The sequence below is a fragment of the Providencia sp. PROV150 genome, assembly GCF_028481025.1.
GTDB classification, from domain to species: domain Bacteria; phylum Pseudomonadota; class Gammaproteobacteria; order Enterobacterales; family Enterobacteriaceae; genus Providencia; species Providencia hangzhouensis.
Genome location: NZ_JAMPPJ010000004.1, coordinates 64,989 through 80,789, shown reverse-complemented (window position 1 = coordinate 80,789; position 15,801 = coordinate 64,989). Strand labels below are relative to the sequence as shown.

17 protein-coding genes are annotated in these 15,801 nt (G+C 41.9%); 10 read left to right on the top strand and 7 right to left on the bottom strand.

The features are described from left to right. Window positions 1-18: 18 nt before the first annotated feature. From PSE83_RS04385 to PSE83_RS04370, 4 genes are read left to right on the top strand one after another with little or no spacing between them, the layout of a single operon-like run. Window positions 19-600 carry a membrane protein gene (locus PSE83_RS04385; protein WP_036957659.1) on the top strand — a complete coding sequence of 194 codons (582 nt, stop codon included), beginning with the start codon at window positions 19-21 and terminating at the stop codon, window positions 598-600. Further along, a complete protein-coding gene (locus PSE83_RS04380; protein WP_036957657.1) occupies window positions 601-1,305 on the top strand; it encodes an energy-coupling factor transporter transmembrane component T in 705 nt (234 codons plus the stop codon). It begins immediately after the preceding gene. Next, a complete protein-coding gene (locus PSE83_RS04375) occupies window positions 1,296-2,159 on the top strand; it encodes an energy-coupling factor ABC transporter ATP-binding protein (protein ID WP_036957655.1) in 864 nt (287 codons plus the stop codon). The genes PSE83_RS04380 and PSE83_RS04375 overlap by 10 nt, the downstream gene beginning before the upstream one ends. Next, window positions 2,146-2,967 (top strand): energy-coupling factor ABC transporter ATP-binding protein, encoded by an 822-nt coding sequence (locus tag PSE83_RS04370; RefSeq protein WP_096863896.1) that lies wholly within the window; start codon window positions 2,146-2,148, stop codon window positions 2,965-2,967. The genes PSE83_RS04375 and PSE83_RS04370 overlap by 14 nt, the downstream gene beginning before the upstream one ends. Before the next feature lie 59 nt (window positions 2,968-3,026). On the opposite strand, the gene purC is transcribed toward PSE83_RS04370, so the two are convergent. The 3 genes from purC to dapA form a co-directional block, all read right to left on the bottom strand. Then, window positions 3,027-3,740: a phosphoribosylaminoimidazolesuccinocarboxamide synthase gene (purC, locus tag PSE83_RS04365; RefSeq protein WP_004253553.1), complete on the bottom strand. Its 714-nt coding sequence runs from the start codon at window positions 3,738-3,740 to the stop codon at window positions 3,027-3,029. A gap of 522 nt (window positions 3,741-4,262) precedes the next feature. Next, complete coding sequence (gene bamC, locus PSE83_RS04360) at window positions 4,263-5,318, bottom strand: outer membrane protein assembly factor BamC (RefSeq protein WP_004253551.1); 1,056 nt, start codon at window positions 5,316-5,318, stop codon at window positions 4,263-4,265. Between the two features lie 16 nt (window positions 5,319-5,334). Then, entirely contained in the window at window positions 5,335-6,243 is a 909-nt protein-coding gene (dapA, locus tag PSE83_RS04355; RefSeq protein WP_004253550.1) for a 4-hydroxy-tetrahydrodipicolinate synthase, read from the bottom strand. 287 nt (window positions 6,244-6,530) lie between these two features. Between dapA and PSE83_RS04350 the strand changes: the two genes are divergently transcribed. Further along, the gene (locus PSE83_RS04350) at window positions 6,531-7,088 is read left to right on the top strand and encodes a glycine cleavage system transcriptional repressor (RefSeq protein WP_004253549.1); all 558 of its coding nucleotides are present in this window, start codon (window positions 6,531-6,533) and stop codon (window positions 7,086-7,088) included. Window positions 7,089-7,102: 14 nt separating this feature from the next. Continuing rightward, complete coding sequence (gene bcp / locus PSE83_RS04345) at window positions 7,103-7,573, top strand: thioredoxin-dependent thiol peroxidase (RefSeq protein WP_004253548.1); 471 nt, start codon at window positions 7,103-7,105, stop codon at window positions 7,571-7,573. Between the two features lie 47 nt (window positions 7,574-7,620). Here the strand turns inward: bcp and PSE83_RS04340 are convergent, their stop codons facing one another. Continuing rightward, a complete protein-coding gene (locus PSE83_RS04340) occupies window positions 7,621-8,685 on the bottom strand; it encodes an AI-2E family transporter (protein WP_004253547.1) in 1,065 nt (354 codons plus the stop codon). A gap of 196 nt (window positions 8,686-8,881) precedes the next feature. Between PSE83_RS04340 and PSE83_RS04335 the strand changes: the two genes are divergently transcribed. Next, window positions 8,882-10,345 carry a beta-barrel assembly-enhancing protease gene (locus tag PSE83_RS04335; RefSeq protein WP_036958108.1) on the top strand — a complete coding sequence of 488 codons (1,464 nt, stop codon included), beginning with the start codon at window positions 8,882-8,884 and terminating at the stop codon, window positions 10,343-10,345. 12 nt (window positions 10,346-10,357) lie between these two features. After that, window positions 10,358-10,714: an arsenate reductase (glutaredoxin) gene (gene arsC, locus PSE83_RS04330; protein ID WP_094960485.1), complete on the top strand. Its 357-nt coding sequence runs from the start codon at window positions 10,358-10,360 to the stop codon at window positions 10,712-10,714. Between the two features lie 43 nt (window positions 10,715-10,757). Here the strand turns inward: arsC and hda are convergent, their stop codons facing one another. The 3 genes from hda to upp form a co-directional block, all read right to left on the bottom strand. Continuing rightward, complete coding sequence (hda, locus tag PSE83_RS04325) at window positions 10,758-11,459, bottom strand: DnaA inactivator Hda (protein WP_036957653.1); 702 nt, start codon at window positions 11,457-11,459, stop codon at window positions 10,758-10,760. A gap of 127 nt (window positions 11,460-11,586) precedes the next feature. Beyond that, window positions 11,587-12,882, bottom strand: a complete 1,296-nt coding sequence (uraA, locus tag PSE83_RS04320) for a uracil permease (RefSeq protein ID WP_004253542.1) — start codon at window positions 12,880-12,882, stop codon at window positions 11,587-11,589. A 99-nt stretch (window positions 12,883-12,981) separates the two neighbouring features. Next, window positions 12,982-13,608 (bottom strand): uracil phosphoribosyltransferase, encoded by a 627-nt coding sequence (gene upp, locus PSE83_RS04315; protein ID WP_004253541.1) that lies wholly within the window; start codon window positions 13,606-13,608, stop codon window positions 12,982-12,984. 354 nt (window positions 13,609-13,962) lie between these two features. Here upp and purM point away from each other — a divergent pair, with 354 nt between their 5' ends. Then, a complete protein-coding gene (gene purM / locus PSE83_RS04310) occupies window positions 13,963-15,003 on the top strand; it encodes a phosphoribosylformylglycinamidine cyclo-ligase (protein WP_272660677.1) in 1,041 nt (346 codons plus the stop codon). Next, window positions 15,003-15,641, top strand: coding sequence for a phosphoribosylglycinamide formyltransferase (gene purN, locus PSE83_RS04305; RefSeq protein WP_239982635.1), 639 nt, complete (start codon window positions 15,003-15,005; stop codon window positions 15,639-15,641). The genes purM and purN overlap by 1 nt, the downstream gene beginning before the upstream one ends. Window positions 15,642-15,801: the final 160 nt, after the last annotated feature.

The following is a 15,801-nucleotide window of genomic DNA, read 5'->3' as shown; positions in this document are numbered from 1 at the left end:
GTAAGGAATGACTTTGTCATGAGTAAAACGTCGATTATTTCTAGTCGTACACTGACTTTAATTGTTTTTTCTATTGCTATTAATATGGTTATTGGCCAATTAAGCTCAATGTTAAAACTGCCGATATTCCTAGATTCTATAGGAACATTAATTTGTGCATTATTAGCAGGCCCTTGGGTTGCGCTATTGAGTGGATTATTAACAAATCTATTATGGGGTTTACTCAGCGGCCCAATTGCAGCGGCTTTCGCCCCTGTCGCGATGATGATTGGCCTGAGTGCTGGGTTATTAGCTCGCGCAGGTGGTTTTCGCACCTTACCAAGAGTGATTTTATCCGGTGTTGTCATTACTTTTGCGTTGATGATCGTTGCTGTTCCCATTCGCACTTACTTGTTTGCAGGAACAACCGGTAGCGGCGCTGACTTTTTTGTCGCGTATTTTCATGCTGTTGGCGATAACTTATTAGAATCGGTGGCAATTACAGTATTAGGCGCCAATATTGCAGATAAAGTCGCATCAGCCATTATTGCTTGGTTATTGGTTCGACAATTACCAGAACGTGTCCAACGTAATTATCCAAATATGGCTAAGGTCCGTTAAATGCATCCATTTACCTCGCTGACAATTTGGTTTTGGCTCAGTGTAAGCTCGCTTTTCTTACCATTGAGCTGGCCATTAATTCTGTTAGGTTGCAGCACATTTGGTGTTTTATTATTTTGGCGGCCCGCACGCCACCGATGGAAAATAGTTGCGTGGATTATGCTTCCCATGGCGGCAGGGCTTTGGTTAATTCATGGTGGCTGGCTAGCTCAGCTATTAACCGGAGCCACATTAAAAAATAGCCGCCCTGAATTTGCGTTGGCATTGTGGTTTAAGTTATTAACGATTATTAGCGCTTCTCAACTTTGGCTGCAGTATGTACCGACTGAACGTTTCATTCGTGCTTTGTTTGCAAGCCGTTTACCTGCAAGTTTTGCATACCTACTCGCAGGCCCGTTATTACTTGCAGAACAATTTCGCCAGCAATTAAACACTATCCGTGAAGCCCAATTAGCGAGAGGCGTACCTCTTGATGGGCGCTTTTGGCAACGTGTTATATCGTTACCTGCCCTATTATTTCCACTTGCCAGTAATACGTTAAGTGAACTAAGTATTCGTGGAGCCGCATTAGATATGCGTGGTTTTCGTTATTGTGCCAAACGCACCACATTAAACCCGCCTAAAGATAGCTCACTCCAAGCCCTACTTAGATATGGGTTAGTTCTGTTAATTTTCATTGAAGGTGGTCTCTCTCTGTGGTGGTAAATCTACAACAAATGCGCTTCATTCCACAAGGTGCGGAGCAGTCCCTATTAGGGCCGATTGATCTTCAGCTAAACGCAGGCCAATGGCTATGCATATTTGGCGGTAACGGCAGCGGAAAAAGCACATTAGCGCAAATACTCGCCGGTTGGCACAATGACCTCATTCAGGGGAAAATCGAAGGAACCGCAGAGATATTACGAGCGCCCTTAGCTGACAACTCCGTGGTTCAGGTGTCTATATCACGCCAACTAGTTCAGCAATCCCCCCAATTACAACTTTCAGGCTGCGCGTTTACCGTTGAACAGGAAATTGCGTTCGGGCCTGAAAACCTCGGTTTAACACCCGACGAAATTAGTGAGCGAGTTGAGCTTGCCATTGAACTGACATTTTGTGGGGCACTGCGAACGCGCCATCCTGCAACCTTGTCAGGCGGTGAAGCGCAACGAGTGGTGTTAGCAAGCGCATTAGCGATGCAACCCAAACTCCTGTTACTTGATGAAGCCTTTAGTCGGCTCACACCGAGTGCAACACAACGCATCTTAACGCAATTACAACGCTATACAGAACAAACAAGCTGTAGCATTATTTTTTTTGAGCGCAACTTATTACCAGCCATCAGTTTCTGTGACTCATTCCTTTTGCTGAATACGGGTAAAACCTTTTTAGAGGCTGGGAAAATGGTCGCAACAGGCGGTTTAAATGATGTTTTTCTTGATGCCATTGAAACAATCAATATGCCAGATGCTTGGCGTGCGGTAGGTGAACTGCTCAAATTAGGGTATTGGCAAGGAAATATTCCCCACGATGAAGCACAATTGCTACAGATGTTTAAGGAGCGATATGTTACAGCTTGAAAACCTGAGTTATCGTTGGCCAAGTTCAACTATTGATAACATACAATCTTTATCTCTATCTATTCGCCCTGGTGAATGGGTCGCTGTAGTTGGGGATAATGGTGCAGGTAAATCAACGCTATTGCGCCTTTTAGCGGGGTTATTGCGCCCAACACAAGGTGATATTCGGCTTGATCGCCTCCCGCTTAATCTTCTTTCCTCCCCACAAAGAGCTAACCATATTGGGATCTTATTCCAAGAAGCTGAGAAACAAATTTTTCATAGTTGTGTACGTGATGAAATTGCTTTTGGTTTAAAACGCCAAAAACATCATAAACGTGATATTCAAGCGCGAGTACAGCAAGCACTTGAAATTTGCCACTTATCCGATGTGGCGGATAAACACCCTTTAGATTTACATGCAGGCCAACGCAGGATGGTTGCTGTTGCCTGCTTAGAGGCTGTTTCACCTAAACTATTGCTACTTGATGAACCAAGCCGTGACTTTGATGCCTTTTGGATGCGAAAATTCGAAGATTGGCTGACATTACAACGCGAAAAAGGGGTAAGCGTCGTTTCTATTAGCCACGACCTTGATTTTGTTGCTCGCCATTTTCAACGCGTATTGCATTTATCAAATGGCCAACTCATCGCTGATGGTCAACCAACGGAAATATTAAGCCATCCAGAGTTACAAGTTGAAAGCCCACTTCCTGCACCGACATTGATATCACTTAGTCAGCAACTACAAATAAATACTACTGATACCACTCTTTCATCATGGATCACACATTTTATTAACCAACAGTCGCGCCCGATTAATAACTAAAAAATAAAAAAATAGCCTGCAATGCAGGCTAAAATCTCATTCAAATTATAGGAAATTAATTAATCTAACTGCACGCCAATACGGCGGGCGACCTCTTCGTAAGCTTCAATTAGACCACCAAGGCTCTGACGAAAACGGTCTTTATCCATTTTATTCAGTGTTTCTTTGTCCCATAAACGGCTACCGTCTGGGGAAAACTCATCACCTAAGACAATCTGGCCTTTATACAAGCCGAACTCCAGTTTAAAATCGACTAAAATTAACCCTGCATCTGCAAAAATTTTACTGAGCACTTCATTGGCTTTGTAGCTTAGCTCACGCATTTTAGCCAAATTTTCTTTACTCACCCAACCAAAAGTCTCACAGTACGATTCATTCACCATCGGGTCGTGCTTGGCATCGTCCTTTAAGAATAAGTCAAATAAAGGCGGGTTTAACACCATGCCTTCTTCAACACCTAAGCGTTTTACCAGTGAACCCGCTGCACGGTTGCGGATCACACACTCAACCGGCACCATATCTAACTTTTTCACTAGAGCTTCTGTGTCAGACAATAATGCTTCCATTTGCGTTGGAATACCGGCTGCTTCTAATTTGCTCATAATGAAATGGTTAAACTTGTTATTTACCATACCTTTACGGTCAAACTGCTCGATACGCTCACCATCGAGTGCTGATGTATCATTACGGAACTCCAGAACCAGTAGATCAGGATCCTCTGTGGTATAGACTGTTTTTGCCTTACCACGATACAACTCAGCTTTCTTTTGCATCTTACACACTCCAGGGATGTGATTAAACTAAACAAAAATCAACCTGCACAGCAGATTCAGATAAGTAACAGAAGAACAAAAACCATTCAAATGGCCTATTCATTGTTAATTTTCTGCTCTGTTTCAGTCAGTTACTGAAATTCACTATGTAAAACGCTAACTAGCTGATATTCAATATTTTATAATTGACTGCTAATCATGATAATAAAATTCCGGAGCGGACGCAAACGATTACTTAACCATAAATACTGATTTTTTGTCCATTTGTTTTAAGTGAAAACATGAAAGATAAAATTAGCCTTCCAGAGAAGGAAAATTGAAACTGATGGAAAGCTAATTAATAATTAACTAAGCATATAGGTTACGATAAGCATTAAATAAACAAAATACAGAGCTGATAACCACCAGCCTATGCGTATGAAGCTTAATATCTTTACCCCAATACAAACCCATCCAATTTAAATAAAAAAACCGCAGCTTGTATTTAAGCTACGGTTTAATTAGTCATCTAAAAATGTTGAATTATTGCTTTTTAGCTGGTGCTTTACTAAACGCCGCTTTCAGTGCAGCAACCATTTCATCATTTTGTTTTTGTGTTAAAGGAACACCTTTGGTGGTGATAAATTGCAGTGTACTACGGTTATTTAAATCACCGACCTGCACTTTATAATCCGCTTCTGGCACAGTTGGGTCATCAATGCCCAACGCCTGCCATTCTGAGCTGCTTAAACCTTTATAAGTCACCATCACAGAACCACTTGAACGTGTACGGTCACCCACTTTCATGCCAACACTTTCTAAGGTGTGTGGTAAGCGTTCCCATACTGCATCAAATGGCGCACGAACAACAACTAAAGGTAAGCCAGTATCATCACTACCTGTTTGAACATCAATGATACCATAAGCATTTTGAATGCTATTTTTGTTTGAAGTATCACGCAACGTATATAAGTTATCGGTTAATTCATTCAATAACAGTTTGTTATAACGTTGAGTTTCGACAACATCGGTAATGGTCTCACCACCTTGACGTAAGCCTAAGCTGGTTACCGTTAACGCCATCATACCATTTTCTGGTTGCACTGTTACTTTATGGCGACTCTCAATCGGTACGTTTTCATCTGCACGATCCCATTTGACCCAATCGGTTTCAATTGAGCGAGAACCATCATCTTTAGATGAAACTGGAATACCTCTTTGCTCTAAGATCATCGTAACTTGTGACCAAAGTGCACTATTTTCAGGTGTATTTTCTAGCAACAAACGACTTGCTTGAGCGCTATCCTCTGTACGAGAACCCGCTAATTGCGAAATTGTCAGTACTGGCGGACGAATGTCTAACGCTTTCCCTATTGCCCCTGTTGATGTGGCTTTAGGGATATCATACTCACCATTTTGTTCTGGTAATGTCAGCCCTTGTGGCACATTCAACACTTTCAATGGCGCAGCATTGAGATATTCCTCATCACCACTGACCTGACGTTTATAGCGCTGATCGCTGGAGCAGGCTGCCAGTAACACGACAAGTGACAGGCCAGCAACCTTCATAACCTTCGATTTTTGCAATAATGTTGCCATTAAAATTCCCTAAATTTTACAGTAACCCAGCGAGCTTCAAGGCTTCCTCAACTTTTTGCTGGCCCGAGGTGGTTAACGGTGTCATTGGCAACCGTAATGTACCATCTGCAATCAGGCCTAAGCGATGACAGCCCCATTTCGCTGGAATTGGATTTGGTTCAACAAATAACTGAAGATGAAGCCCCATCAGTTTTTTATTTAATTCACGCGCCTCAGTATATTTGCCTGCAAGCGCTAAGTCACACATTTTTACCATCTGTGGTGCCGCAACGTTGGATGTGACTGAAATAACGCCTTGACCACCCAGTTGCATGAAATCAAGTGCTGTTGCGTCATCACCTGTTAACAGTACAAAATTATCATCAACCAGTTCTTTGATTTGATGAACCCTAGCTAAGTTCCCTGTTGCTTCTTTAATTGCAACAATATTCGCCAGTTTTGCTAAACGCCCAACGGTTTCAGGCAACATATCACAGCCAGTCCGTGATGGTACATTATAAAGAATCTGTGGCAAGCTCGTGTTTTCTGAAATTGCTTTAAAGTGTTGATATAACCCTTCCTGAGAAGGTCTATTATAATAAGGTGTTACCGTCAGGCAAGCAACTACACCACTGTTTTCAAACTCATTTGTCAGCGAAATAGCTTCAGCTGTCGCATTTGCGCCTGCTCCTGCAATAATAGGAATACGGCCATCCGCTAATTCAAGTGTCGCTTTTACGACATCCACATGTTCTTTGTGCGTTAAGGTTGCTGATTCGCCAGTTGTACCAACAGAAACAATCGCAGTTGTTCCGCTTTCAACATGATAATCCACCAATTTTTTTAAGCTGGCTTTATCTAAACGCCCCGCCGAATCCATTGGTGTGATAACTGCAACAATGCTTCCCGTTAAAAAATCTTTATAATTTGCGTTTCCATTAGCCATAGCGATACCCCCTCAATAATTGAACTACCATGTTACTTTTTCATTTCAAAGAAGAAAACCACCCAACAGCAAGAATTTAATGAATTTTGTTAATGCCGAGCACATTAACTTAAATAGAAGTAATAATTCACTGATATTTCTCGCAAGAGTCTATTTCCCCTCTTGGCAGATTGTCTTTTTTATGGTTTCCTTACCTTCATAGTCAGTCAGTTTTTAGTGCTAGAATTTTACTGCTATATTCTAATCAAATGTTTAACTGACATAATTAAAATACTAAGGAATAGACTTTGCCTAAGACTGAACAGCAATTTCTTGTCATTACTGCGCTGGGAACAGATCGTCCGGGCATTGTGAATACTATTACACGGCTAGTCAGCGAGTGTGATTGTAATATTGAAGATAGTCGCTTAGCGATGTTTGGCAAGGAATTTACCTTCATTATGATGCTTTCAGGCAGTTGGAATGCTATCACCCTTTTAGAGGCGACATTGCCACCTAAGGGCGCCGAGCTCGATTTGCTCATCGTAATGAAAAGAACCCAGAGTGTTCAAACAACCTATTACCCATCGACAGTAACAGTGAATGTTGTTGTTGACGATGCACCCCGTATTGTCGAGCAATTCACAAATTTATTCACAACCTCGCAGTGTAATATCGCAGAGCTTGTTTCTAAAACACAACCAGCCAATAATGATATGCCCGCTCAACTGGAGATTCAGATTACTGCACACGACCCGTTGGACGATAATGGCATAATCATAAAAAATAAATTTCAACAACTGTGTACAATGCTAAATGCTAAAGGCAACATAAGTATTGTTAACAACCCCAACATGCAAAGTTAACGGAGATATATGTAATGAACCCATTGAAAGCCGGTGATAAGGCGCCTCAATTTAGCCTTCCTGACCAAGATGGTGAGCTCATCAATCTTTCTGATTATCAGGGTCAGCGCGTATTAGTTTACTTTTATCCTAAAGCGATGACCCCTGGTTGTACTGTTCAAGCGTGTGGTCTACGTGATGAAATGGATACACTTAAAGCGAAAGGTGTCGAAGTATTAGGTATTAGCACAGACAAACCAGAGAAACTGTCTCGTTTCGCTGAAAAAGAGATGTTGAACTTCACTTTATTATCAGATGAAGACCACCAAGTATGTGAGCAATTTGGGGTTTGGGGTGAAAAACAATTCATGGGTAAAACCTATGATGGGATTCATCGTATTAGCTTCCTCGTTGACCCTACTGGGAAAATAGAACACGTCTTTGACAATTTTAAAACCAGTAACCACCACGAAATCGTGCTTGATTACATTAATACACACGCTTAATCGCCACATCTTAGTGCTGTATGCCCCCATACAGCACTATTCCTAACCTAGTTTTGTGATTCCGTTGGCTCTTCCGGCCATACGTGAATGACCGCTTTAATCAGTGTTGCTAATGGTATTGCAAAAAATACGCCCCAAAAGCCCCATAACCCACCAAATATCACAACAGATAAAATAATCACTAGTGGGTGCAAATTTACCGCTTCAGAAAACAATAAAGGCACAACAACGTTGCTATCCAAACCTTGGATCACTAAGTAAACTAACATTAGGTACCAAAATTCACTGCCGATACCGAACTGAAAGAGCGCAACAATAACCACTGGGATCGTGGCCGCTACCGCACCAATATAAGGGATTAATACCGCTACTCCGACAAGCACCGATAACAATACAGAATAGCGCAAGTCAAAATAAGCAAAACATAAATAGGTCGCCACCCCAACAATCACCATTTCTGTTACTTTCCCTCGTAAGTAGTTGGTGATTTGTTCATTCATTTCGACCCAAACTTTGCCCACTAACAAACGATTTTTGGGTAATAACTTAAGAAAGCTTTTGCTGATACGTTCTTTATCTTTTAAAAGAAAAAATGTCATCAAAGGCACTAGAACTAAGTAAACCGCCAAAGTAAAAATACCAATTAATGATGCAACTGACGCTTTAACCACTGAGTCTGCAATGCCTGACATGCGGCTACGAAGGTTATCTGCCATCATATCAATAATGCCAACATCCACTAATGCGGGGTATTGCTCTGGTAATTTCTGTGCGAATTCATTGAAACGGTTAACCATATTTGGTAGATCGGCCATCAAATTAATCCCTTGCTGCCATGCCGTCGGCGCAATAATTAAAATAACCATGGCACTTATTCCAGCGAATAAGGTCAAAATAATGCCGACAGCAACTGAACGAGATAACCCTATACGCTGTAATAAATTGGTTGGCCATTCAAGTAAATAAGCTAAAGCAATTGCCGCCAGCAATGGAGCCAGTATACTGCTGAAAAAGAAGATGATCACAAACCCCGATACGAGTAATGTAAAGAGGGCTATGGCTTGTGGATCAGCAAAACGCCGACGATACCACTGTAAAAACAATTCCAGCATTTATTGCTCCTGGGGGAATTAGTGCAAAGGACAGTTCCTAAAGTAACGAAAATTATACCGAAGAACAGATTTTACGATAGCTTTTGCTATCATGTGTTTTAAACTTTTCGCGTTTTTAGGTGCCTTACTTAAACATACCCGAAATAAAGTCGGTACTTACCCTAAATTTAAATGTTGTATGGGATACTCACGTTTCATGAAGAAAACTTTAAAATATCCATTATTGGCTTTCATGATCGCTGCGCTAATGAACGGTGCAGTTTTACCTGCTTATAGCGCAATTGAAGATACCTTACCCGATATAGGAACGACGGCGGGAGGCACTCTTAGCATCAACCAAGAAATTATTATGGGAGACGCAATCACACGCCAAATACGAGCCAGTACCCCTCTTATTTATGACCCACTGTTAACTCAGTATGTTAACAAACTTGGCATGCGCTTAGTAAAAAATGCCGACTCAGTTAAAACACCGTTTAAGTTCTATTTAGTCAATAACCCCAATATTAACGCATATGCCTATTTTGGGGGTAATGTCGTGCTGCATTCCGCATTATTTCGGTACAGCCAAAATGAAAGCCAGCTCGCATCAGTCATGGCTCACGAAATATCTCACGTCACGCAAAGACACCTTGCGCGAATGATGGAAGACCAGAAAAGCACCACTCCTCTCGCGATTGCAGGGACCATTGGTTCTTTACTGTTAGTGATGGCGAATCCTCAAGCCGGTTTTGCCGCTTTAACAGGAACAATGGCTGGGGTTCAACAAGGTATGATCAGCTTTACCCAAGCCAATGAACAAGAAGCTGACCGTATTGGCTTGCAGACATTAAGGCGCTCTGGCTTTGACCCACACGCCATGGCTGATTTTATGCAAACGATGTCAGACCAAACTCGTTATATGTCGAAGCCCCCTGAAATCCTATTAACGCACCCCTTACCGGATAGCCGTTTAGCGGATGCAAGAAACCGCTCTAATCAATATCCTAAAGTGAGTGTGCCATCATCACTAGATTTTATGTTAGCTCGCGTTCGTATTTTGGCCATGTATAGCACCGAGCAAAAACATGCCTTAGACCAAATTATTGAAAATTACGGGAAAGGTTCTGCACAAGAGCAAATTGCGGCACAATATGGTAAAGCGTTACTTCTTTCTCAGGACAAAAAATATGCAGAAGCAGGTAAAATCCTGACAGAGCTATTAGCGAAACAACCTGATAACCCTTGGTTTATTGATAGTATGACGGATGTCGATATCGAACAAAATCAAGTTGCTAGAGCAGTTTCGCGTTTACAAAACGCATTGAAAAAAACACCGAAAAATACTGTTTTCATTGTTAACCTTGCCAACGCATTAATTAATAATCATCAATATAAAGAAGCAACAACCTTGTTGAATAAATATACGTTTGATTACCCTGATGACCCGATTGGCTGGGATTTACTGGCTGAAGCGTCTGCAAAGCAAGGTAAACGTACAGAAGAACTCGCCGCTTACGCAGAAGGAATGGCATTACGGGGTAATTATGACACTGCGATTAATTATCTCAGCGATGCTAGCCGTCAAAGCCGTTTAGGCAGCTATGAACAACAGCGTTATGACGCTCGCATTGATGCGCTTAGAAAACTACAATTACGTGACAAAAATGCAAAACCGTAAGGAGTTAAAATAATGACGGATTCGATTAAGATTTACCACAACCCACGTTGTTCTAAAAGTCGTGAAACCCTAGCCCTTTTAACTGATAAGGGTATCACTCCCACGGTGGTCGAATATTTAAAAACACCCCCAACGGTAGCTGAGATCAAAAAACTCCTTAAAATGTTAGGCTTTAAAGATGCTCGTCAATTAATGCGTACCAAAGAAGAGCTGTATAAGGAATTGAATTTAAACGATGACAGCTTAACTCAGGACCAACTCATTAAAGCGATGCATGAGAACCCTAAGTTGATTGAACGCCCTATCGTTGTTAATGGTGATAAAGCACGCTTAGGCCGTCCGCCTGAGCAAGTCTGTGAAATCTTATAGTCACTATTTTGGCAGCTATGCGGCTGCCAACTCGTTTAGTCTACTAGAGTTTTAGAATATCTTTTACGAAAGGGATCGTTAATTTGCGCTGAGCAACGATGGATGCGTGGTCAAGTTTGTTTAAGATATCAAACAAGGTTCCCATTTTTCTATCTAAACGTTTTAATACGAAACGGCACACATCTTCCGGTAATTCGAAACCACGAATACGAGCACGTAATTGCAGTGCCCAAATTTTATCTTCGTCACTCAGTGGATGCAGTTTATAAATTTGTCCCCAATCAAGGCGAGACGCTAAATCAGGTAATTTCAGTTCGATTTGCCGAGGTGGCCTATCCCCAGTGATTAATAAACAAGTTCGGCCAATTTCCAAAATACGGTTATATAAATTGAAAATCGCCATTTCCCACTCTTCATCACCCGCGATGCACTGAATATTATCAATACAAACGAGTGATAAATGTTCCATACCGTCTAGTACTTCAGGGACAAAATATGCACGTTTATCTAAAGGGACATAGCCTACTGCAATGCCTTGTTCAGACAGTTCAGCACAAGCCGCATGTAATAAATGGCTTTTTCCACCACCTTCTCGCGACCAATAATAGATATAACTACCGTGTGGTTGATTAATAGCAGACTGAATAGCAGACAGCAACGCCCCATTTTCCCCTGCATAAAAGCTTGCAAAGGTTTCATCATCTGGCAGATATAGTGGTAATGAAAGCTGTGATGGTGTGTTCAGAAGCGCCTCTGGCTGTACAAATCAATTTTCATCTAGCAGTTTACCATAAAAAACACGGATAGATGAATAAGAACGGTGAGCAAATGCCGCTCGATCAACCGAACGGCAATAGGGAAAATCACATAGCTTATTTTTTATTGCTATCAAGCTCTTGCACTTCAGATGTTACAAATTGCTTTTCAGGCCTAACAAACGTTATAAAACGGAACAATAATGCCATAAATATCCCGACAATCGTCGCCAGTGCCATACCTTTAAGTTCCGCTTGACCGATATGGATAACCGCACCACTAACACCAATAATTAAAATCACTGAGGTTAAAATCAAATTCTGTGGCTTGTTATAATCAACTTTTGAATCAATCAACACACGAATACCTGATGCACCAATTACCCCGTATAATAAGAGTGAAACCCCGCCCATGACAGGAACCGGCACTAATTGGATAGCAGCAGCTAATTTACCAACACAAGATAATAAAATAGCAATAATTGCAGCTCCGCCAATCACCCATGTGCTGTATACCTTGGTAATTGCCATTACCCCAATATTTTCACCATAAGTCGTATTCGGTGTCGAGCCAAAGAAACCTGAAATCACCGTCGAGAACCCATTCGCAAACATTGAGCGATGCAAACCTGGCGATTTCATTAAGTCACGCTCAACAATATTCGCCGTGACCACTAGGTGCCCTACGTGCTCAGCGATAACCACTAAGGCCGCAGGTAAAATGGTTAAAATAGCAAACCATTCGAAGCGTGGTGTATAAAATGTTGGGATAGCAAACCATGGCGCTTCAATAACAGGGGTAAAGTCCACAATTCCCATAAAATAGGACAATGCATAACCCGCTAAAAAGCCAATCAAAATTGGAATTATAGATAAAAACCCACGGAAAACGACCGCGCAGAGAATAGTGACTGATAATGTGGTCAGGGAAATAATTAACGTGTTCGAATCAACCACTGCGCCATCTTTAGGTAATAGCCCTGCCATACCTGCAGCGGTTTGAGCAAGCTCTAAACCAATTACAGCTACGATTGCCCCCATTGCCGCTGGGGGGAACATGACGTTGATCCACCCTCTTCCTGCAACTTTAACAATCAGCGCAACTATACAGAACAACACGCCACAAATGATAAAGCCGCCAAGTGCCAATTCATAACCTAATGGTAATAAAATCAACACAGGGGAAATGAATGCAAAACTTGAACCTAAATAAGCCGGAATTTGCCCTTTACAAATAAATAAGTACAGCAGCGTTCCTATTCCATTAAACAGCAAAATTGTCGCGGGGTTTACACCAAACAGAATCGGTACGATAACGGTTGCGCCAAACATAGCAAACAGGTGTTGAAGGCTCAGTGGGATAGTTTGTAATAATGGTGGTCTTTCTTCAACACTGATGGTGCGACGAGTCATGTGACTTTATCCTCTTTTAGCGAAATGGCTAATCACTGAATAAGCAGTGAGTCTCTACAATTAATCAAAAAAAAGCCGACTTCTCAGTCGGCTTAATCATTATTTAGTACCAAATATCTTGTCGCCCGCGTCACCGAGACCCGGAACGATATACCCCTCTTCATTTAAATACTCATCAATTGAAGCGGTATATAATTCAACATCTGGATGCGCAGCTTCCAACGCTTTTAAACCTTCTGGCGCTGCAACAAGGACTAAGATTTTAATCGAGGTACAACCCGCATTTTTTAATAAATCAATAGTGGCAATCATTGAGCCACCCGTCGCTAACATTGGGTCAACCACTAATGCCATACGTTCTTCAATGTTAGATGCGAGTTTTTGGAAATAAGGGACAGGCTGCAGTGTTTCTTCATCACGATAAACACCCACCACACTGATACGTGCACTTGGAATACTATCTAATACACCATTCATCATACCAATACCAGCACGGAGAATTGGTACTACAGTGATTTTCTTACCTTTAATTTGTTCTATTTCTACAGGACCACACCAACCATCGATAGTCACTTTTTCAGTTTCAAGGTCAGCAGTTGCTTCATAAGTCAGTAGGCTACCAACCTCTGAGGCCAGTTCACGAAAGCGTTTTGTGCTTATATCATGATCTCGCATCAGGCCGAGTTTATGTTTAACGAGAGGGTGTTTTACCTCAACGATCTTCATGGGTTTCTCCTACTATTTAAGACGGCGGCGGACAAAAAAATCGCCGGATTATACCTCTTTTAGCTTTGGTTGCCACTAGATAACGCTTGATTTTGGTCAAAACAACAACGATTAACACAATTTTTTTTAGAATTATACCTCATCTCAGTTAAGTTGAAATTGGCTAAACCGCAAATTTGATTTAAATAAAATCATTTATTATTTTTCTGTACGGCTTCTTAGCAATCCCCTTTTTTGAATCACGAGTACTAAAAAAATTTCCAACACAAAGCTATCGCAAACGTTTGCCTAGCCTGTTAGAATAATGTCAATGATGTTATTTTTCTCAAAAATGTAATTGCCTTGGGGGCCGTAGTGACTGATAAAACCTCTCTCAGCTATAAAGATGCCGGTGTTGATATTGATGCGGGTAACGCCTTGGTTGAACGTATTAAAGGTGTCGTAAAAGAAACCCGCCGCCCAGAAGTTATGGGTGGGCTTGGGGGATTCGGTGCATTATGTTCCCTACCGCAAAAATACCGTGAACCTGTTTTAGTCTCAGGCACTGACGGTGTCGGTACCAAATTACGCTTAGCAATGGATTTAAAACGTCATGACTCCATTGGGATTGACCTCGTCGCTATGTGTGTCAATGACCTGATTGTTCAAGGCGCAGAGCCTCTATTCTTCCTTGATTATTATGCAACCGGTAAACTGGATGTGGATACCGCTACTAGCGTGATTACAGGTATCGCAGAAGGCTGTAAACAATCTGGTTGCGCATTAGTTGGCGGTGAAACCGCTGAAATGCCTGGTATGTACCATGGTGAAGACTACGATGTGGCGGGTTTCTGTGTGGGTGTTGTTGAGCGCTCAGAAATCATCGATGGCAGCAAAGTGAGTGCTGGGGATGCCTTAATTGCTTTAGCCTCTAGCGGCCCTCATTCAAATGGTTATTCGCTGGTTCGCAAAATCCTTGAAGTCAGTCAAACCAACCCTGAAGAAACGCTATTAGATGGAAAACCTTTAGCTGATCACTTATTGGAACCAACACGCATTTACGTTAAAAATGTATTAGAGCTGATCGCAAATAGCGATATCCACGCCATTGCACACATAACCGGTGGGGGTTTCTGGGAAAATATTCCTCGCGTACTACCTGACAACACACAAGCGATTATTGACGGCAGCAGCTGGCAATGGCCCGCAGTCTTTAATTGGCTACAGCAAGCTGGTGATGTTAGTACCCATGAAATGTACCGTACCTTCAATTGTGGTGTGGGGATTATTATTGCTCTGCCACAGCAAGAAGTCGAAAATGCACTTGCTCTGCTGAACAAGCTTGGTGAAAACGCATGGCAAATCGGTACAATTGGTGCATTACCTGCGGGTGAAGAGCAGGTTTTGATCCGCTAATGAAAAAAATAGCTGTCCTCATTTCTGGCAGTGGCAGTAATTTGCAATCATTAATTGATAGCTGTCGCTCTGGGGCAATTGGCGCTCAAATTGTTGCTGTTATCAGCAACCAAGCCAATGCTTATGGGCTTGTTCGAGCACAACAGGCTGGGATCCCAGCCTGTTATTTAGATGCGAAACAATATACTGACCGCCAAGCATATGATGCTGCATTACTCGCGCAGGTTGACCAATTCCAGCCTGATTTAGTCGTATTAGCGGGTTTTATGCGTATCTTATCAGCCCAATTCGTCAACCACTTTGCTGGAAAATTACTCAATATCCACCCTTCTTTGCTGCCTAAATACCCCGGTTTACATACACACCGTAAGGCGCTGGAAAATGGGGATAAAGAACATGGCACATCGGTGCATTTCGTTACCGAAGAGCTGGATGGCGGGCCGGTTATTTTACAAGCCAAAGTGCCTATCTTTGAACAAGATAGCGAAGAAGATATTATCGAGCGGGTTAAAGCTCAAGAACATGCGATTTACCCATTAGTTGTTGAATGGTTCATCAGTGGCCGATTAACAATGCAAAAAGGTAACGCTGTGTTAGATAACCAAATTTTACCGCAACAAGGTTATGCTAACGAGTAACCTTCGTGGCAGCGAAAAATATAAACTTAAGGGTGGATATCCACCCTTTTTTCGTCGTATTTCACATGGAAATAACATAGAACGGTATTGAGTTAAACAGCGTCCCCCTAAGTAAAATGAATTATTTTTCAACAAGGTGATCATCTCTCTGTGCTGTGTC